Here is a 17223-nt window from a genome sequence, read left to right as displayed (position 1 = left end):
ACATCGAGCAGACCGTCGCACCGTTCAGCCCGCTCACGTCCGCGATCGTGTACGCGACGCCGGTGCCCGGACAACCGGAGCTGCTGTAGGAGCTGGTGATCACCCACCCCGGCGGGATGGGGGAGTTGGAGCAGACGATCGACGCGGCGGTGCGCTGCGGGGCCGCCTGCGCGGTCGCGGCCGTCGCGCTCACCATGCCCAGCAGCATGAGCACGACCGTCACCACGTGGGGTATGCGGGTACGTAGGGTCTTCACAACAGGCCTCGGAATCTTCTCGGCGCTCGACGGCGACGCTGATGCAGACGAGGTGAACGCTTGGCACACGGTCCCTTCACCTCGGCTGAGATGGTGTCAGAGTCACGCCGGTGACACCAGAGCGTCGCGAAGATCGCCCACCACCCCCGCCAAGGCCGCCACCGCACCCACCCGCATCGGCGCCGCAACGAAGAACACCGCCGCCGCCCCCCAGGTCGAAGACAGGGGGGGGCGACGGCGGTGCCGGGCCGAACGAAGGGTGACGTGCCGTCAAGGCACGGCCCGTCGGGGCTACACCTCCGGCTCCCAGGCCGCCAGCTGCTCGAAGATCCGCACATCGCCCTCGACCTTCAGGTCCGACACCGGGATCCGCCCGTACAGGGCCAGCACCAGCTGGCCGGCCGTGCCCAGGGCACTGAAGGCGGCCGCATCCGCACCGGCCTGCGCGCCGCCCGCGGGCAGACGGGTGGTGTGCGCGCCGGCGGCGGACAGCGCCAGGCGCCACGAGCGGCCCTCACTGGCGTGGTAGTCCACGACGCACGGCTCGTGCGGCCAGGGCGCCGTCGTCGCACAGCAGGTGAACAGGAAGTCCTCGACGCCGTCCAGCGCCACCTCCTCGGGCAGCTCGGTGGCACCCGTGCCCGCGGCGAGCTGGGCGTCGTAGGTGTGCACCGCCAGCTGCTGGAGCTGGTGGCGGGCCACCGCGCCGCTGGTGGGCGGGGACTGCGGGCCCCACCACGTCCAGCAGCCCCGGTCGGGACCGGCCTGGCCCAGCGCGTCCAGCAGCAGACGGGTGGACTCCGCCAGCCACTGCGACAGCTCCTCGCGCCCGCGCGGGGCGGCACCCTCCCACACCGAGGCCGGCGGCGGGGCGTCGGCCGGCCCGGCGGCGACGGTCGCGGCCCAGCGCCGCCGCCCCTCGCCGATGTGCTGCGCCAGGTCGAACAGCGTCCACTCGGGGCAGGTCGGCACCTGCGCGTCGAGGTCGGGGGCGGCGGCGACGGCGGCGCGGAAGGCGTCCGAGCGTTCGCCGATCAGCTGCAGCAGGGCGGGGAAGTCGAGAATGGTGTCCACGCGGGCTGTCTATCACCCCACCGCGGGGGCGGGGCAACCGAATTTCCGCACGCCGCAAGCCCTGCGGGCAGGCGTGCGGCGGCGCGCGCGGGACGCAGGGCCCCGCCCCGGGGCCGGCCGGCCCGGCCGATCGGGGAAGGGGCGGTGGCGCCCCGCGCGCGCCCGGGGGCCGCGCCCGAAGAGGGGGACGGCGCTCAAGCGGTCGAGCGGTCAGGGGTTCCGGCGGCCAGGGCCTCAGGCGGTCAGGGGTTCCGGCGGTCAGGGGCTCAGGCGGTCAGGCGCACGTTGCGCCGGTGCTCCGTCATCCCGGTGACCAGCTGGTCACGGATGCGCGCCGGCACCTGGGGGGCGAACCGGGCCAGGTAGTGCGCCAGATGCGCCTGGTCGTCGACGAGGAACGGCAGGTCGAAGACGAGGAGCTTACGCACCGCCAGCAACGGCACCGGAGCGCGCAACGGCCGGAACGAGCGGTTCCACAGACCGCCCTCCTCGCACACCGGATGGAACTGACCGATCATCAGCCCCTGTTCGACGAACTCGTCCTTGGCCTTGCGCTGCAACTCGTCCAGCACCGTGGAATCGGCCCGGTCCAGCTGGGGCAGCACCAGCAGCACCGTCAGCAGCTCCCGGTCCGACTCCTCGGTCAGAGCACCCACCAACTGCTCGTACCAGGACCGCAGTTCACCCACCAGCGCGGGCAGGTCGGCCCCCGTTCCCCCGCCGTCACCGGCCGCGCCACCGGCGGCCACCGCGACGTGGAACAGGCCACGGCGCAGCGAGGGCTGGGTGTAGGGGCAGACCGGGCCGCTGCGCCCCAGGTCGGGGTGGGCGGTGGTGAGGAACTGCCGGCTCCAGGCGAGGATCTCGGCGACCTCGGGGTGGGCGTCGGCGGCCCCGGCGTCGATCTCGTCGGCGGCGAAGACCTGCAGGCCGGCCTCGGCGGCGGGCGCGTTCACCGGGGCCCCCGCCACACCGGGGTCAGCTGCGGCCCGCCGGCGGGCAGGGCCAGGGCGTCGCCGAAGCGGGTGAAGCCGTTGCGGGCGCACAGGTGCGCACCGCCGGGGGAGCTGGTCTCGGCGTAGGCGGCCTGCCCGGCCGCGTCGACCTCGGCGAGCAGGGTCCGCAGCAGGGCCGCGGCGGTCAGGTCGTGACGGCGCTCGGGGCGCACGCCGATGAACGCCAGGTAGTAGTGCGGGCGGTGGCGGGGGTGACGGCGCGCCTGCAGGCGGGTGATCGCCGCCAGCCGCAGCACGCTCTGCGGGTGGGCCGCCGCGTCCACGGCCTCGTCCAGCGCGCGGGCCGCGTCCTGGCCGTGGTGGTCGGGGTGCTCCCACACCCCCGGGGGCAGGAAGAGTAACGCCGCGTCCAGGTCCTCGGTGGTCAGCACCCCCCGGTGGGCCAGGCACTGGTCGACGTAGACGCGGAAGAACGCGGGCAGGACACGGGCCCGGTAGGTGGCGTCGGGGAAGGCCCAGCGGGTGAGCGGGTCGTCCTGGAACGCGGCGGCGAGCACCCGGGACAGGGCGGCCTCCTCGCCGGGCCGGGCGGCCCGCACGACGGGGTGCCCCTCGGGCCGGGCACTGGGGATCTCGGCCGGGCGGGCGGCGGGGGCGCCCGGCGGGACGGTGGCGGTGGTCAACGGACACGCTCCTCGGCAGACAAGCGGACAACGGGCGGGCGGTGGGGCAAGGCGCGGCCCGGCGGTGCGGGCACGCCGTGCCGCGCGTGCAGGGCGCGCGGCGGGTACACCGGTGCGGCGCGGCGGTGCGATCGGACGCGGCGGTGCCGCGCGGTGCAGCTGTTCTCCGTGCGGTGGCGCTGTGCAACGGCGACGGCGCTTGTGCAACGGCGGCGGCGCGGTGCGGCAGGACGGCGGCGCCCGCACGCAACGGCGCGGCACGCCACGCGGGTGGCGACGCCGCCCCCGGTCAGCCCCCGGCGGCCAACGCCGCCACCCGGGCGTGCAGCGCCGGCAGGAACTCCCGCGCCTCGGGCTTCATCAGCACGCTGCGCAGCACCCCCGCCGTAGCGGCGTCGGCGAGCGCACCGCGGTGGCGGCGCGTGAAGTCGGCGGCGTCCACCCGCAGCAGGCTCAGGTAGACCGGATCGTCCTCCGCCGCCATGCCCCGGCGCAGCACCCGCTCGCTGGCGGCGTCCACACCCGACATCGACAACGGCCCGTCCGGGGTGGGGAAGTAGGTGACGATGTCCAGCTGCGGCTCCTGGTACGCCGTCAGCCGCCCGTCCGCACCGACCAGGCGCGACCAGTCCAGCGCGCTGCGCCGCGCACCGGCCAGCACCGCGCCCAGCCCGTCGGGCTTCAGCGGCAGCAGCTGCAGGGTCAGCCACAGCGCCGCGGCCGAGGCACCGGCGCGCGAGCACTCCAGACTGATCTCCCCCAGGTGCAGTTCGGCGTCGGTGAAGTAGGTGTACGGCGAGTCGTGGGCGAAGTGGCGCCCGATCCCCGGGTCCGCGAACAGCACCGCCCCGCACCCGTAGGGCTGCAGGCCGTGCTTGTGCGGGTCGACGGTCACCGAGTCGCAGCCCGCCACCGCCCGCCACGGCGCCGGGTCCAGCTCCAGCTCCGCCGCCAGCGCGTCGTCGGCGGCCAGCAGCGCGAAGAACCCGCCGTAGGCCGCGTCCACGTGCACCCGCACCCCGTACCGGCGGGCCAGCGCCAGCACCTCGTGCACCGGATCGACCGCACCCGCCCCGGTGGTCCCGGCGGTGACGACCACGGTGCCCACCCGCCCGGTGCGCAGCACCTCCTCCAACGCGTCCACGTCCATCCGCCCGGCCGCGTCGGCCGCCACCGCGTGGCCCGCCACCCCCAGCACGTGACACATCCGGCTGTGCGTGTAGTGGGCCTGCTCGCTGTAGGCCACCCCGAGCCCCGGATGGCTCTGGCGGGCCACGTACAGCGCCTCCAGGTTGGCGATGGTGCCGCTGCTGGTGAGGTGGCCCACGTGCCGGGGCAGGCCGAACATCGCGGCGAGCTGCTCCACGCACTCGCGTTCCATGTCGTTGGTGGCCGGCCCGCCCTCGTAGGCGTGGTTGTTGGGGTTGAACCGCATCGCCGTCAGATAGCCCACGATCGCCGCCGGGTGCGGCGGCTTGACCATCTGCCCGGCGTAGCGCGGATGGAAGAACGGGTAGTTGTGCTCCAGGCGCTTGGCGAAACGCTCGAACGCGACGGCGAAGTCCGCGTCCTCCACCTGGTGCGAGGGGTGCGGGCGGAAGGGCCCGAACCGCTCGCCCCACCGCTCGGCCACCTCGGCCGCCCTCGGCAGCCAGTACCGCAGGTCCACGCTCCGGCCCCTTCCCTTCGAGGGATCCTCCAGTGCTTCGCGAGCCACGGTGACCTGCGCCCGCAAGCCGGCCGCAACACCCGCAGCTCACCCGCACCCGCCCCGCCCCCGCCCGCACCCACCCCCCGTACCGGCCGGTAGGGCCCGCCCCGGCGCGGCCCGCCGCACACCCCCCACGCCTCAGCCGGACCCCAACCGCGCGCTAGGAACCGCTGCTGCAATCACCCCCTGGAAGACGGCGAAGACGGCCCCGGGGCGCCACCGGCCCGGACCGCACCCGCCCGGGCAGCGGGCGGACAGGCGAACGGGCCCCGGGCACCCGGCCGCCCCCCGGCACCCGGCAGCGAGCAGGAGGACACACCATGGTGACCAGACGCAGGATGATCGGCGCCGCCCTGGCGACCGGGGGAGGGGTCCTGCTCATGCGCACCACCGTGCGCCCGGCCGCCTCCGCCCAGACCGTCGCGGCCCGCACCCAGGACCAGGCCGACGCCCACACCCACGGCGCCACCCCCCAGGACGACCCCGGCCCCGACGCCGGACCGGCCCTCGCCCCCAAGTTCACCACCGCCATGCCCGTGCCCCCGCTGCTCACCCCGGTCTCCACCGCCGGCGGCACCGACACCTACACCATGACCATGCTGCGGGCCTCCGCCCGCATCCTGCCCGGCCTGCGCACCGACGTCCTCACCTACAACGGCTCCTTCCCCGGCCCCGTCATCCGCGCCCGCTCCGGACGCCCCGTCGTGGTGCGCCACACCAACCTCCTCGACGAGGGCGTCTCCGTCCACCTGCACGGCGCCCGGGTGCCCACCGACAGCGACGGCGACCCGATGAACCTCCTCGCCACCGGCCGCACCCGCACCTACACCTACCCCAACGACCAGGCCCACGCGAGCCTGTGGTTCCACGACCACGCCCACCACCTGGAGTCCGAACACGTCTACCGGGGCCTGGCCGGCTTCTACCTGCTCACCGACGAGACCGAACGCGCCCTGCCGCTGCCCTCCGGCCAGTACGACCTGCCCATCGCCCTGCGCGACGCCCGCTTCGACACCGACGGCAACCTCGTCTACCGCATGGACGACCCCTTCAACCGCACCACCATCCTCGCCAACGGCCGCCCCTGGCCCAAGGTCGACGTCGCCGCCCGCAAGTACCGCCTGCGCCTGCTCAACTCCTCCAACCTGCGCTTCTTCTCCCTGCGCCTGGCCGACGGCGGCCCCATCACCCAGATCGGCTCCGACGGCGGCCTGCTCGAACGCCCCCACCTGACCGACACCGTCGACCTGTCGCCCGGCGAACGCGCCGACGTCGTCATCGACTTCTCCCGCTACCCGGTGGGCAGCAGCATCGCCCTCACCAACACCCTGCCGCCCGGCCCCACCGAACACGTCGGCCAGGTCCTGCGCTTCGACATCACCCGCCCCGCCCACGACCCCAGCTCCGTCCCGGCCGTGCTGCGCACCCTGCCCGCCCTGCCGGCGCCCGCCCGCGAACGCACCGTGGTGCTGCAGGTCGACGAGGACGGGCGCGCCGAACCCCGCGGCCTGATCGACGGCAAGGTCTACGACCCGGCCCGCGTCGACGCCCGGGTGGCCCACGGCACCTCGGAGATCTGGACGGTCGTCAACGCCAACAAGGACGTCCCGCACAACTTCCACCTGCACCTGGTGCAGTTCCGCGTCCTGGCCCGCAACGGCGCCGCCCCCTCACCCGCGGAGGCCGGCCTCAAGGACACCGTGCGCCTGCTGCCCGGCGAGAGCGTGCGCCTGCAGGCCGTCTTCGACTCCTACCGCGGCCGCTACCCCTACCACTGCCACCTGCTCGACCACTCCGCGATGGGCATGATGGCCCAGATGGAGATCGCCTGACCCGGCCCCGGCCCCCCGGCCGCCCGGCCCCCCGGCCGCCCGGCCCCCCGGCCCCCCGGCCGCCCGGCCCCCCGGGCCGGCCCGCCCCCCGGGGCCCCGGCCGCGCAACACGGCCGGGGCCCCGGCACCGACGTCGCCGCCTCAGGACGCGTGGATCCCCTGACCAGGCGTCAGGATCCCCGCCGGATCCCACCGCCGTTTGGCCTCCACCACCCGCCCCCACAAACCGCCGTAGTGCCGCCGCCAGTCCGCCCCCGTCATCCCCGGCACCGCCCCGATCAGATACCGCTTCCCACCCAGCTCCACCGCCCGCTCGTACAACCGCCGGTTGCGCTCCAGCATCGCCCCCGTGTCCGCCCCCGGCCCCGGGAACGCCAACAGGTCGAAGTGCCAGCCCACCTCCTCCCGCGGCAACACCGCCAACGGCGCCCCCACCCGCGAACGCGCGTACGGGTAGAACAACAACAACCCCGCCCCCAGGTCCTGCGCCGACAGCACCCGCGCCGCCTCCTCCATGAACACCCGCGCCCGCGACGCCGGCAGGAACAGGCTCAGCCACGGCTTCGCCAGCCCCCACAACCCGGCCGCCCGCAGGTACCCCGCGAACGCGTCCACCCGGAACGCGTACTCCCGCCAGCTCTGCTCCACCACCTGCGTCTCACCCGCCACCGGACGCAGCCCCGCCAACAACGCCCCCGCATCCACGCCCCGCCCCGCGTCCGCGAACGCCACCAGCTCCGCCTTGTACCGCCACCGCGACCCGTCCGCGCTGCGCTGCACGTCACCCACCTGCAGGTCGAACCGCCCCTGCGCCATCACCCGCTCCTGGTCCGCCAGATACGCCCCCAGATCGTCGTAGAACAGCGAGAACACGTGCGCCCGCTCCCGCGCCGGCACCAGCCGCAGCTGCGCCCGCACGATGATCCCCACCTGCCCGCCACCGGCCAGCACCGCCTCGAACAGCTCCCGGTTCACCGCCCGCGAGGCCGTCACCAGCTCACCCGTGCCGGTCACCACGTCCACCGACTCCACCGTGTCCACCTGCAACCCGAACCGCTGCACCCCACCGCCGATCCCGCCCACGCTCAGGGTCCCCCCGACCGACAGGTGCAGGTAGTCCGTCAGACACGGCGGCATCCACCCCACCGCCAGCGCCGCGTCCGTCAGCTGCGCCCACGTCGCCCCGGCCTCCACCACGGCCCGCCCCGGGCCCACCGACACGATCCGCGACAGGCCGCGCGCGTCGACCGCGATCCCGCCGCGCGGGTTGGCCTGCCCGAAGCTGGAGTGCGACTCCAGCCCCGCCGCCCCGGCCGTGCCCGCGTCCCCGCTCTGCCCGTTGACCGCCACCGGGATCCCGTGACGGCGCGCGAACGCCACCACCCGCTGCACGTCGCGCACCGAGCCCGGCCGCAGCACCGCCCGCGGCCGCTGCGACACCAGGTGCCCGAAGTCCCCGGCGAACCGCTCCAGGCCCTCGCCGGACAGCGTCACCGACCCGTCCAGCACGGGCAGCCGCGCGACGTCGCCACCCTCCTCCACCGCCCAGGCCCCCCGGGCGGTGCTCCACCCGATCACCGCGGCCCCCGCACCCGCGAGCACCGCCCGCCGCGACAGTTGCGACCCGCTCATACCAGACTTCTCCGATCAGTCGTCAAATACGGATTGTTGTACCGCAATCACCCCGCAACCACCTACCACCCCGCCCGCCCCTGCGACCCCTGCCGCCCCTACCACCCCGCACTGCCCCTGCGACCCCTGCCGCCCCTGCGGCCCGCGCTGCTCCTGCGGCCCCTGCCGCCCCTGCCGCTCCAGTGCGGCCAGTGCCTCCAGCGCCCGCCCCAGCACCTTCGCCCGGAACGGATGCCCCACCTCCAGCACCCCCGCCGCCGCCACCGCCTCCTCCAGCAGCGCCCGCCGCGCCGCCGGCCGCCCCGCCACCTGCACCCACCCGCTCGCCTCCACCAACACGTGGGCGAGCTTGGAGCCGTACACCTGCGGGCTCACCCCGAACAGCACCCGGTACACCCACAGGCCCTCCCGCCCCCGCAGCACCCGCCCGTCATGACTCAACAACCGCATCCGCGCCCTCAGCACCAGATCCCCGTGCACCGACACCCGCACAACCCCCGTAGGGGGTGTCTGACAATTCCCGCCGGGCGGGCGGTGCCGGGGCACGCACCTCGCCGCGTTGTCGTCAGTCGCCGATGCTCCGCATGGACTCCCTCCTCCGCCTTGCGATGCACGCACCCCGACACCGCCCGCTGATCCGACGCGAATTGTCAGACACCCCCTTCGTCCGCCCACCGCCCACCGCCTGCCGCCCGGGCGCAGCACGACACGCACGCACACCGGCCCCCCGTGGACGGGGTGGCCGGCGCGTGGCCGCAGGAGTGGATGCCGACGAGTCTGCAGCCGGCGCGCCCCCGGCGACAAGACACGATCCGCGTGCGCTGCGTCCTACCGAACCCCCCCGCGACCTGCCAGGATGGGACCCGGCACCCTCCCGCCGCCCCCGCACCGCACCGCCCTGCGCCGCCTCGCCCCCTCCCGCGGCCGCTGCGCCGCCCGCCGGGAGCCCCGGTGCGGAAAACCCGTTGCCGCTCCCGCCGGTGAAGCGGCATCGTGGTGGCCGGCGACACCGTGCGCCGCCCGCGCCGCGAAGGAAGGAGCCCGCCATGACCACCACGACCACCCGTGGCCGCCGTTATCGCCGCTCCCCGCGTGCCCGCGCCGCACGCTGACGGCCCGTCCGCGGCCTGCCGTCCGCCGCGCCCGCCCCGCGTCGCGCACCCCCGTCCTCCTTCCCCTCCCCGCCCCCTGGTGCGTCCTGCGTGCCTGCCGGGCACGGGAGTCGGGATCTCCCGGGCGAGCTGGGCACTGGAGAGCCCAAGGGCCTGTAAAGCCCCCGCTCCGGCTGTGGCGGTTCGAATCCGCCCTCGCCCACCGCGCGTTCACCTCTTCGCGCCGCCGCGCGTTCGCCTCCTCGTGCCGCCGCGTCCGCGCCCCCCTGGTGCCCGGGACGCGCGGGGTGCTGGCTAGCCTGGTCGCATGTTCGTACTGGAGCTGACGTACACCGCCCCGCTGGAGCGCATCGACGCCGTCCTGCCGCAGCACGTGCAGTGGCTGCACGCGCACTACGAGGCGGGCACCTTCCTCGCCTCGGGCCGCAAGGTGCCGCGCGAGGGCGGGGTGATCATCGCCCTGGGCGAGGACCGCGCCGCGATCGAGGAACTCACCCGCACCGACCCGTTCTCCCGCGAGGGCCTGGTCGCGTACACCGTCACCGAGTTCCTCGCCACCACCACCGCCCCCGCCCTGGACGCCTTCCGCCAGCAGCTGCCGGCCTGACACCCGGGCCGCACCACCGGGCCGCTGCATCCGGCACGCACGGCCCGGCACGCGCGGCCCCGCACGGGTACGGACGGCCCCGCACGGGCCCTGCGGGGCTGCGTCCGCATGCCCGTCGACGCGCCGTCCGCGTCCCGTTCGCGTCCCGTTCGTGTCCCCGTCCCGCCCGCCGGGTACGGGGCACGGTCGCGTTCTGGCTACGATCGGTGAGCACGGGGCAAGGACGCGACCGGGAAGTTGGCGGGAGAAGACGGATGGCACACGCACGGGCCGGGCAGCCGGCGCAGCCGGAGGACCTGGTGGATGTGGCGCGGCTGGTGACGGCGTACTACGCGCTGCACCCCGACCCGCAGGAGGCCGCCCAGCGGGTGGCGTTCGGCACCTCCGGGCACCGCGGCTCCTCGCTGGACGCCGCGTTCAACGAGGACCACATCGCCGCGACCACGCAGGCGATCTGCGAGTACCGCACCCAACAGGGCATCGCCGGGCCGCTGTTCCTGGGCGCCGACACCCACGCCCTGTCCGAGCCGGCCAAGGCCACCGCGGTGGAGGTGCTGGCCGCCAACGGCGTGCACGTCCTGCTGGACGCCGCCGACGGCTACACGCCCACCCCCGCGGTCTCGCACGCGATCCTGGCCCACAACCGCCGCAGCCCCAAGGCGCTGGCCGACGGCATCGTGGTGACCCCCTCGCACAACCCGCCGCGCGACGGCGGCTTCAAGTACAACCCGCCCAGCGGCGGGCCGGCCGGCTCCGAGGCCACCGGCTGGATCCAGGACCGCGCCAACGAGCTGATCCGCGAGGGCCTGCGCGGCGTCAAGCGCGTCCCCTACGCGCGGGCGCTGGCCGCCGCGACCACCGGGCGCCACGACTTCCTGGGCACCTACGTCGAGGACCTGCCCGCCGTGCTGGACCTGGACGCGGTGCGCGCCGCGGGCCTGCGCATCGGCGCCGACCCGCTCGGCGGCGCCTCGGTGGACTACTGGGCGCGCATCGCCGAAACCCACCGCCTGGACCTCACCGTCGTCAACCCGGTCACCGACCCGACCTGGCGGTTCATGACGCTGGACTGGGACGGCAAGATCCGCATGGACTGCTCCTCGCCCGCCGCGATGGCCTCCCTCATCGGGCGCCGCGCCGAGTACGCCATCGCCACCGGCAACGACGCCGACGCCGACCGCCACGGCATCGTCACCCCCGACGGCGGCCTGATGAACCCCAACCACTACCTCGCGGTCGCCGTCGACTACCTCTACCGCCACCGCCAGGACTGGCCCGCCGACGCGGCCGTCGGCAAGACCCTGGTCTCCTCCTCGATGCTCGACCGCGTCGCCACCGACCTCAAGCGCGACCTGCTGGAGGTGCCGGTCGGCTTCAAGTGGTTCGTCGACGGCCTCCTGGAGGGCTCCATCGCCTTCGGCGGCGAGGAGTCGGCCGGCGCCTCCTTCCTGCGCCGCGACGGCGGCGTGTGGACCACCGACAAGGACGGCATCCTGCTGGCCCTGCTCGCCTCCGAGATCACCGCCGTCACCGGCGCCACCCCCAGCGCCTACTACCGCGAGCTGACCGCCCGCCACGGCGCCCCCTCCTACGCCCGCGTCGACGCGCCCGCCGACCGCGAGCAGAAGGCCCGCCTGGCCCGGCTGTCCCCGGAGCGCGTCAGCGCCGGCGAACTCGCCGGCGAGGCGATCACCGCCGTCCTGGCCGACGCCCCCGGCAACGGCGCGCCCATCGGCGGCATCAAGGTCTGCACCGACAACGCCTGGTTCGCGGCCCGCCCCTCCGGCACCGAGGACGTCTACAAGATCTACGCCGAGTCCTTCCTCGGCGACGACCACCTCGCCCGCGTCCAGGACGAGGCCCGCACCCTGGTCGGCGAGGTCCTCGGCGCCTGACCCGCCCCGCGCACCGCTTACCGCCCGTGCCCCGGACCGGACCCCCGGCCCGGGGCACCGGCGCACCCGGGCCCGTACGCCGGCCCCCGGCCCCGGCCGCTACGCCGCGGCCGCGCCCGCCTCCGCCGCTGCCGGCGCCCCCGCCGCCGCGTCCCGCGTGGTCGCCGCCGCGACCCCCGCCGCCACCAGCGCCAGCCCCGCCGCCGCCAACGGGAACCACCGCCCGCCCAGCACCGCGATCGCCCAACTGCCCGCCACACCCCCGGCCGCCGTCCCCAGGTACAGCGCACTGCTGTTCAACGAGATCAGCAGCGGCGCACTGCCCGGATCGATCGACGCCAACCGGTGCGGCAGCGCCACCGACACCGCCCACCCCGCCAACGGCACCACCACCGCGTACACCAGCGCCCCCGGCATGCTGCGCCCCAGCCACGGCAGGGCCGCGAACGTCGCCGCGGCCGCCGCCGAGCCGGCCAGCAGCACGCGGCGCACCCCGACCCGGTCCACCAGGCGCCCGCCCAGCCAGCTGCCCGCCACCGACATCACACCCGCGGTCAGCAGCACCAGGCTCAGCCGCCCCGCGTCGCCGCCGGTGGCGCCCGCCACGGCGGTGGACAGGTAGATGTAGACGCACTGGAAGGCCAGGAAGAACACCAGGGTGGTGGCCGCGGCCCCGAGCACCCGGGGCCGGCCGAGCGGCGCCAGGCGCGCGCGCAGCCCCACCGCGGCGCTCGGTGCGGGCAGGTCGCGCAGCAGCAGCGCGATCCCGGCCAGCGCGGCCGCGCCCAGGGCGGTGACCAGCCACATCGTCAGCCGCCAGTCGGTGCGCCCCACCCAGGTGCCCAGCGGCACGCCCAGCGCGGTGGCCACCGTCATCCCGCCCAGGACGGTCGCCAGCGCCCGTCCGCGCCGTTCGGGGGCGACCAGGGCGGTGGCCACGGCGTTGGCGGTGGGCGTGTACAGCGCGGCACCGGTCGCGGCCAGCACCCGGGTGGCCAGGAGCAGGTCGTAGGTGGGGGCGAGCGCGCTGAGGGCGTTGGCCGCGCCGAACACGGTGAGTCCGGTCAGCAGCAGGCGCCGGCGCGGCCAGCGGGCGGTGAGCGTGGCCAGGACCGGGGCGAGCAGCGCGTAGCCGAGGGCGAAGACGGTGACCAGCTGGCCGGCGGCGGGCACCGACACGCCGAGGTCGGCGGCCACCGGGGCGAGGATGCCGGCCACCACCATCGAGTCGGTGCCGACGGCGAAGGTGCCGAGGGCGAGCAGGAGCAGGCGTACGGGCACGGAAGGACCCCCCGGATCGATCGCAATTGTTTGATCACCATGCAACAGTTTGATTCTCGTCAAACAATCAGGGACGGGTGGATGATTGTCAAACCATCGCCACCCGCCGGCCACCGCCCGCCACCGCCCCGTGAGGACCACCGCCATGCCCGACGACGAGCGGCTGCCCCAGCCCGACACCGCCGACATCGACCTCGTCACGGTCCTGCACGCCCTCGGCGACCCCGTCCGCATGACCCTGCTGCTCAGCTACGCCGACGGCGCCGAACACTCCTGCGCCCCCCGCGACCTCGGCCTCGAACACCTCCACAAGTCGACCGTCTCCCACCACATGCGCGTCCTGCGCGAGGCCGGCGTCACCACCACCCGCGTCGCCGGGCGCAACCGCTTCGTCAGCCTGCGCCGCACCGACCTCGACGCCCGCTTCCCCGGCCTCCTCGACGCCCTCCTCGCCGCCACCCCACCCGCCTGAGCGCCCCACCCGCCTGAGCGCGCCGCCGGCCTGAGCGCCGTCCGACGCCGCCTCGGCCCCGGCCGGCCGCCGCCCTGGCAGGATGGCGCCATGGAACACGTGCTGGGCATCGGCGGCTACTTCCTGCGCGCCGCAGACCCCTCCGCCCTCAACGCCTGGTACCGCGACTGCCTGGGCCTGGACACCGACGAACACGGCCTGTGGCACCAGGAAGCGGGCCCCACCGTGCTGGCCACCTTCGACACCGGCACCGACTACTTCGGCTCCCGCACCCAGCAGACCATGCTCAACTTCCGCGTCCGCGACCTCGACGCCATGCTCGCCCAACTGCGCGCCAAGGGCGCCGACGTCGCCGACGGCATCCAGGACATGGACGGCATCGGCCGCTTCGCCTGGGTCACCGACCCCGAGGGCAACCGCATCGAACTCTGGCAACCCGCCTGACCACCCCCGCAGCCGCATCGAGGCGCGCACGCCGGGCCGCGCCGCAGCGGCGATCGCCCTGCGACGCCGATCGCCATCGCGGGCGGGCTCCCGCCCCCGGGGGCCGCTTCCGTAACTGTGGCAGCCTGCGGGCATGTCGGAGCTTCGAGAGCACGCAGGCCGTCACTACGCCGTCCGGTTCCACTACGCCCTGCCGGACGACGCCTGGTGCGTGGAACTGAGCGAGGCCGTGCCCGCGCCGGCCTCGTGGGCCGGGATCCCCGGCGCCGAGACCCACCTGCCCGGGGCCGCCTTCCTGGTGGCCGTCATACCCGACGAGGATCCCGACCTGGAGCCGACGGTCCACGTGCACGGCCATGACGAGCACGTCATCCCGTACGAGGTCATGCGCTGGTTCATGGACCTGGTCGCCGAGCAGGTGGCCCGTTGCCGCACCGCACTGACGCAAGGCACTCCCGGCCCGGTGCAGTGATCCCGGCGTGACCGCGGCGCCGGCGGGGTCCGGGCCCGCGCCGAGCACGTCCCTCCCCGGCCTCCTCCTGGCCGGGGAGTGCGCCCCGGCAGCCGGCCGGCCGTGCACTGATCCCCTGGAAGGCCGATGACGGACGGCTCCAGGGCGGCGGGGGAGCGGGAAGTCGGCGGGGCCGACTTCCCGTGCCGCAGGTGTCGGCGGGCGGCTGGGCATCGAGCGAGTGGTGATCCTGCCGGACCGGGCAGCGGCCCCGGGCCCGGGGGAGTCGCCGGGGTGAGGGGGCGTCAGGCGTCAGGCCTGCTTCTGGGCCAGGGTGTGGGCGACCAGGGCGTTGGCGTGGCCGTGGCCGAGGCCGTGCTCGGACTTGAGCCAGGCGACGAGCTCCATGTGCTTGCTCAGCGGGGAGGTGCGGACGAGGTCCTGCCAGTAGGCGATCGGCCGGCCGTACTTCTTCTCGATCGAGGGGAAGTAGCTGGCGGGGCCCTTCACGGTGTCGGTCATGATCAGATGGTCCCATCGGTGTCGAGCGAGAAGATCTCCGCGGTGGCGGCGTCCCACAGATAGGACCGGGACGCCGACCGGAACTCATCGCCCCCACGGTGTGGCCTGAGTCACACCCGGCCGGAGTCCGTGCCGCCGGCCCCGGCGGCCTTGACCTCAAGAGCGCTTGAGCTCCTACGGTCGGGTGCGTGATCTTCACCGAGACAGAACGCGCCTACCTCACCGCCCAACCGCTGGCCCGCCTGGCCACCACCGGCCCCGACGGCAGCCCCCAGGTCCGCCCGGTGGGCTTCCGCCTCAACGCCGACGGCACCATCGACATCGGCGGGCCCGCGATGGCCCGCAGCCGCAAGTACCGCAACGCCCAGGCCCGCCCCGAAGTCTCCGTCCTGGTGGACGACCTCGCCCCCGCCGACGACCCGGTCGCGCCCGGCTGGGGCCGCGGCGTCGAGATCCGGGGCCACGCCGAGACCCTCACCGTCGACGTGCCCCCCGTGGCACCCGACCACTTCAGCCACGACATCCTGCGCATCCACCCCCGACGGGTCATCACCTGGAACCTTCAGACCCGCGGCAGCACCACCCGCACCGTCGACTGACCCGCGCGAGGACCGCACGAGGAGCGCCCCTTCAGGGCCCCCGCTCCCCGCACCGGCGCCGTCCGCACCGCTGCGCAGGTGCGGGGCATGACCGGAGCCTTCGACATCCACACCAGCCTGCCCGCAGCGCTGACCGACCGCGCCCGAACCCGCCGGTCCATCGCCGACTTCGCGGCCTCCTGGCACCAGCCCCTGCGGCCCGGAGACGGCCGGAGCGCCGAGCAGCCCGCGGCCTGCGAGCACCGCCCGGGCCCGGCCCTGCCGGCCGCCCTGCGCGAGACGTACCTGCTCCTGGGCCGGCGCGGCGACCTCACCGCCGACCACGACACACCGCTGCGCCCCGACGAGCTGCACGTCCTCGACGGCGCCCTGGTGTACCGGGTGGAGAACCAGGGCGCCGCCTCCTGGGGCGTCCTGCTCGCGGACCTGGACGCGAGCCGGGCCGGGGGCGACCCCGGCACCGTGATCCGCACGGACCTCGCCGACACGACGCGCGAGCGGTGGGAGCCCTGGGAGCCGAGCCTGACCGTGGCCTGCATCGCCATGGTGATGGCCGAGACGGTGCTGTTCGACGGCGGCTTCACCGACTTCCTGGAGGCCGACGCCGAGGAGACCGGCCTGACGCAGCGGTTGCGGGAACTCCCGGCCGTGGGACGCGGCGCGCGCTGGTTCGCCGACGACGACGTCCTGATCCGCGCACTCGACGGCCACGGCCTGAACGCCCGAGCCCGAACGCAGGCGGCTCTGGAACGGCTGCGCGCCGCGGTGCCCGGAGACCGGCTCGACGGGTGATCACGCTGCCCAGGGCCCCTCGGGAGTGGGAAGTCGACAGGGCCGACTTCCCGTGTCGCGTCGGCCGCGCCCCCGGCCCGGCCGCCCGTCACCCGTTCGAGTCGTAGCGGCTGCGCCGCGCATCCGGGCTTTGTAGCGTCGGGCCCGTGAAGATCATTGCGAGCGTACGCGCGGCCGGTACTGCCGCCCTCGTCGGCGCGGTCCTGACGGCCGGCACCGGGACGGCGGAGGCCACCGGCTCCGTCGCGGCCACCTCGGTGCCCATCTACGCCCAGCAGCTCGCCAACGACTGCGAGGCGACGGCCCTGCGCATGGTCCTGGCCGCACGCGGCGTGCAGACCGACGACCAGGACGTCCTGGACAAGATCGGCGTCGACTTCGACCACCCCGAGTTCGGGCACTCCGGCCCGCGCTCCGGCGACCCGAACGTGGCCTTCGTCGGCGACCCGGACGGCTCCGAGGCCGAGGGGACCGGCTTCGGCGTGTACGCCCCGCCGGTGGCGAACGCCGCCCGCGCCTACGGGCTCACCGTGAACCAGTCCGGTTCGGGCATCGCGGTCCAGACGCTCAAGGACGCCCTGGCGGCCGGGCACCCCGCCATCGTCTGGGTCGACTACCTGTGGCGCCACCTCAGGTCGACCACCTACACCGCCTACGACGGCGTCAAGGTCCTGTACGCCGGACCGGCCGAACACGCCGTCGTCGTCACCGGGTTCGGCGACGGGACGGTGTCGATCAACGACCCCGCCCGCGGCCGCACGATCGTCTCCGAGCGGGACTTCGAGAACGGCTACGCCACCTACGGCCGGATGGCCGTCGTCGTCGACTGACGCACGGTCCGGACTCCGGGCCGGAAACCCGGTTGACCTGTGGTGAATGACGAGGGCGTGATCTCCGAGGAACG

At 75.1% G+C, this 17223-nt stretch carries 17 protein-coding genes, 1 tRNA gene and 1 pseudogene; 10 read left to right on the top strand and 9 right to left on the bottom strand.

Going from position 1 to position 17223, the window contains the following annotated elements:
• The 5 genes and pseudogenes from ACIRS1_RS07095 to ACIRS1_RS07075 all read right to left on the bottom strand — a co-directional run.
• Positions 1–223, bottom strand: a pseudogene (locus ACIRS1_RS07095) (hypothetical protein); the annotation flags it as partial.
• Between the two features lie 324 nt (positions 224–547).
• Entirely contained in the window at positions 548–1330 is a 783-nt protein-coding gene (locus ACIRS1_RS07090) for a maleylpyruvate isomerase N-terminal domain-containing protein (protein ID WP_402837525.1), read from the bottom strand.
• A 266-nt stretch (positions 1331–1596) separates the two neighbouring features.
• On the bottom strand, positions 1597–2286 hold the full coding sequence (locus tag ACIRS1_RS07085; RefSeq protein WP_402837523.1) for a DUF6875 domain-containing protein: 690 nt from the start codon (positions 2284–2286) through the stop codon (positions 1597–1599).
• Positions 2283–2969, bottom strand: a complete 687-nt coding sequence (locus ACIRS1_RS07080) for a hypothetical protein (RefSeq protein ID WP_360206783.1) — start codon at positions 2967–2969, stop codon at positions 2283–2285. The genes ACIRS1_RS07085 and ACIRS1_RS07080 overlap by 4 nt, the downstream gene beginning before the upstream one ends.
• Positions 2970–3258: 289 nt before the next feature.
• On the bottom strand, positions 3259–4638 hold the full coding sequence (locus ACIRS1_RS07075; protein ID WP_402837521.1) for a pyridoxal phosphate-dependent decarboxylase family protein: 1380 nt from the start codon (positions 4636–4638) through the stop codon (positions 3259–3261).
• 362 nt (positions 4639–5000) lie between these two features.
• Between ACIRS1_RS07075 and ACIRS1_RS07070 the strand changes: the two genes are divergently transcribed.
• Entirely contained in the window at positions 5001–6512 is a 1512-nt protein-coding gene (locus ACIRS1_RS07070) for a multicopper oxidase family protein (protein ID WP_360206789.1), read from the top strand.
• Positions 6513–6653: 141 nt separating this feature from the next.
• Here the strand turns inward: ACIRS1_RS07070 and ACIRS1_RS07065 are convergent, their stop codons facing one another.
• Together ACIRS1_RS07065 and ACIRS1_RS07060 are read right to left on the bottom strand one after the other, a co-directional pair.
• Entirely contained in the window at positions 6654–8144 is a 1491-nt protein-coding gene (locus tag ACIRS1_RS07065; RefSeq protein WP_402837519.1) for an FAD-binding protein, read from the bottom strand.
• 15 nt (positions 8145–8159) lie between these two features.
• Positions 8160–8585 carry a hypothetical protein gene (locus ACIRS1_RS07060; protein ID WP_402837517.1) on the bottom strand — a complete coding sequence of 142 codons (426 nt, stop codon included), beginning with the start codon at positions 8583–8585 and terminating at the stop codon, positions 8160–8162.
• A 793-nt stretch (positions 8586–9378) separates the two neighbouring features.
• Between ACIRS1_RS07060 and ACIRS1_RS07055 the strand changes: the two genes are divergently transcribed.
• The 3 genes from ACIRS1_RS07055 to pgm all read left to right on the top strand — a co-directional run bounded on the left by ACIRS1_RS07055 (position 9379) and on the right by pgm (position 11758).
• Positions 9379–9458, top strand: a tRNA-Tyr gene (locus ACIRS1_RS07055).
• Positions 9459–9563: 105 nt separating this feature from the next.
• A complete protein-coding gene (locus ACIRS1_RS07050; protein ID WP_360206804.1) occupies positions 9564–9863 on the top strand; it encodes a YciI family protein in 300 nt (99 codons plus the stop codon).
• Positions 9864–10117: 254 nt separating this feature from the next.
• Positions 10118–11758: a phosphoglucomutase (alpha-D-glucose-1,6-bisphosphate-dependent) gene (gene pgm, locus ACIRS1_RS07045; RefSeq protein WP_402837514.1), complete on the top strand. Its 1641-nt coding sequence runs from the start codon at positions 10118–10120 to the stop codon at positions 11756–11758.
• 99 nt (positions 11759–11857) lie between these two features.
• On the opposite strand, the gene ACIRS1_RS07040 is transcribed toward pgm, so the two are convergent.
• Complete coding sequence (locus ACIRS1_RS07040; protein ID WP_402837512.1) at positions 11858–13039, bottom strand: MFS transporter; 1182 nt, start codon at positions 13037–13039, stop codon at positions 11858–11860.
• A 145-nt stretch (positions 13040–13184) separates the two neighbouring features.
• On the opposite strand from ACIRS1_RS07040, the gene ACIRS1_RS07035 reads away from it, so the two are divergent.
• The 3 genes from ACIRS1_RS07035 (at position 13185) to ACIRS1_RS07025 (ending at position 14427) form a co-directional block, all read left to right on the top strand.
• On the top strand, positions 13185–13511 hold the full coding sequence (locus ACIRS1_RS07035; protein WP_387903645.1) for an ArsR/SmtB family transcription factor: 327 nt from the start codon (positions 13185–13187) through the stop codon (positions 13509–13511).
• 90 nt (positions 13512–13601) lie between these two features.
• Positions 13602–13955 (top strand): VOC family protein, encoded by a 354-nt coding sequence (locus ACIRS1_RS07030; RefSeq protein WP_402837510.1) that lies wholly within the window; start codon positions 13602–13604, stop codon positions 13953–13955.
• Positions 13956–14088: 133 nt separating this feature from the next.
• Complete coding sequence (locus ACIRS1_RS07025) at positions 14089–14427, top strand: hypothetical protein (RefSeq protein ID WP_402837508.1); 339 nt, start codon at positions 14089–14091, stop codon at positions 14425–14427.
• Positions 14428–14718: 291 nt separating this feature from the next.
• Here the strand turns inward: ACIRS1_RS07025 and ACIRS1_RS07020 are convergent, their stop codons facing one another.
• The gene (locus ACIRS1_RS07020) at positions 14719–14928 is read right to left on the bottom strand and encodes a DUF4287 domain-containing protein (RefSeq protein WP_402837506.1); all 210 of its coding nucleotides are present in this window, start codon (positions 14926–14928) and stop codon (positions 14719–14721) included.
• A 188-nt stretch (positions 14929–15116) separates the two neighbouring features.
• Here ACIRS1_RS07020 and ACIRS1_RS07015 point away from each other — a divergent pair, with 188 nt between their 5' ends.
• The 3 genes from ACIRS1_RS07015 (at position 15117) to ACIRS1_RS07005 (ending at position 17149) form a co-directional block, all read left to right on the top strand.
• Positions 15117–15527, top strand: coding sequence for a PPOX class F420-dependent oxidoreductase (locus tag ACIRS1_RS07015; protein WP_402837504.1), 411 nt, complete (start codon positions 15117–15119; stop codon positions 15525–15527).
• Positions 15528–15614: 87 nt separating this feature from the next.
• Positions 15615–16319 (top strand): SMI1/KNR4 family protein, encoded by a 705-nt coding sequence (locus tag ACIRS1_RS07010; RefSeq protein ID WP_402837502.1) that lies wholly within the window; start codon positions 15615–15617, stop codon positions 16317–16319.
• 146 nt (positions 16320–16465) lie between these two features.
• Entirely contained in the window at positions 16466–17149 is a 684-nt protein-coding gene (locus ACIRS1_RS07005; protein WP_402837500.1) for a C39 family peptidase, read from the top strand.
• Positions 17150–17223: the final 74 nt, after the last annotated feature.

It is taken from the genome of Kitasatospora sp. NPDC101176 (assembly GCF_044768035.1).
Lineage (GTDB): Bacteria > Actinomycetota > Actinomycetes > Streptomycetales > Streptomycetaceae > Kitasatospora.
The sequence above is the reverse complement of the archived record's forward strand: the minus strand, read 5'-3'. Positions and strand labels throughout refer to the sequence as shown.

Excerpts from the sequence above, each read along its gene's own strand:
- ACIRS1_RS07070 (WP_360206789.1), top strand. The coding sequence starts at position 5,001 with ATGGTGACCAGACGCAGGATGATCGGCGCCGCCCTGGCGACCGGGGGA.
- ACIRS1_RS07065 (WP_402837519.1), bottom strand. The coding sequence starts at position 8,144 with ATGAGCGGGTCGCAACTGTCGCGGCGGGCGGTGCTCGCGGGTGCGGGG.
- ACIRS1_RS07050 (WP_360206804.1), top strand. The coding sequence starts at position 9,564 with ATGTTCGTACTGGAGCTGACGTACACCGCCCCGCTGGAGCGCATCGAC.
- pgm (WP_402837514.1), top strand. The coding sequence starts at position 10,118 with ATGGCACACGCACGGGCCGGGCAGCCGGCGCAGCCGGAGGACCTGGTG.
- ACIRS1_RS07035 (WP_387903645.1), top strand. The coding sequence starts at position 13,185 with ATGCCCGACGACGAGCGGCTGCCCCAGCCCGACACCGCCGACATCGAC.
- ACIRS1_RS07030 (WP_402837510.1), top strand. The coding sequence starts at position 13,602 with ATGGAACACGTGCTGGGCATCGGCGGCTACTTCCTGCGCGCCGCAGAC.
- ACIRS1_RS07025 (WP_402837508.1), top strand. The coding sequence starts at position 14,089 with ATGTCGGAGCTTCGAGAGCACGCAGGCCGTCACTACGCCGTCCGGTTC.
- ACIRS1_RS07020 (WP_402837506.1), bottom strand. The coding sequence starts at position 14,928 with ATGACCGACACCGTGAAGGGCCCCGCCAGCTACTTCCCCTCGATCGAG.
- ACIRS1_RS07010 (WP_402837502.1), top strand. The coding sequence starts at position 15,615 with ATGACCGGAGCCTTCGACATCCACACCAGCCTGCCCGCAGCGCTGACC.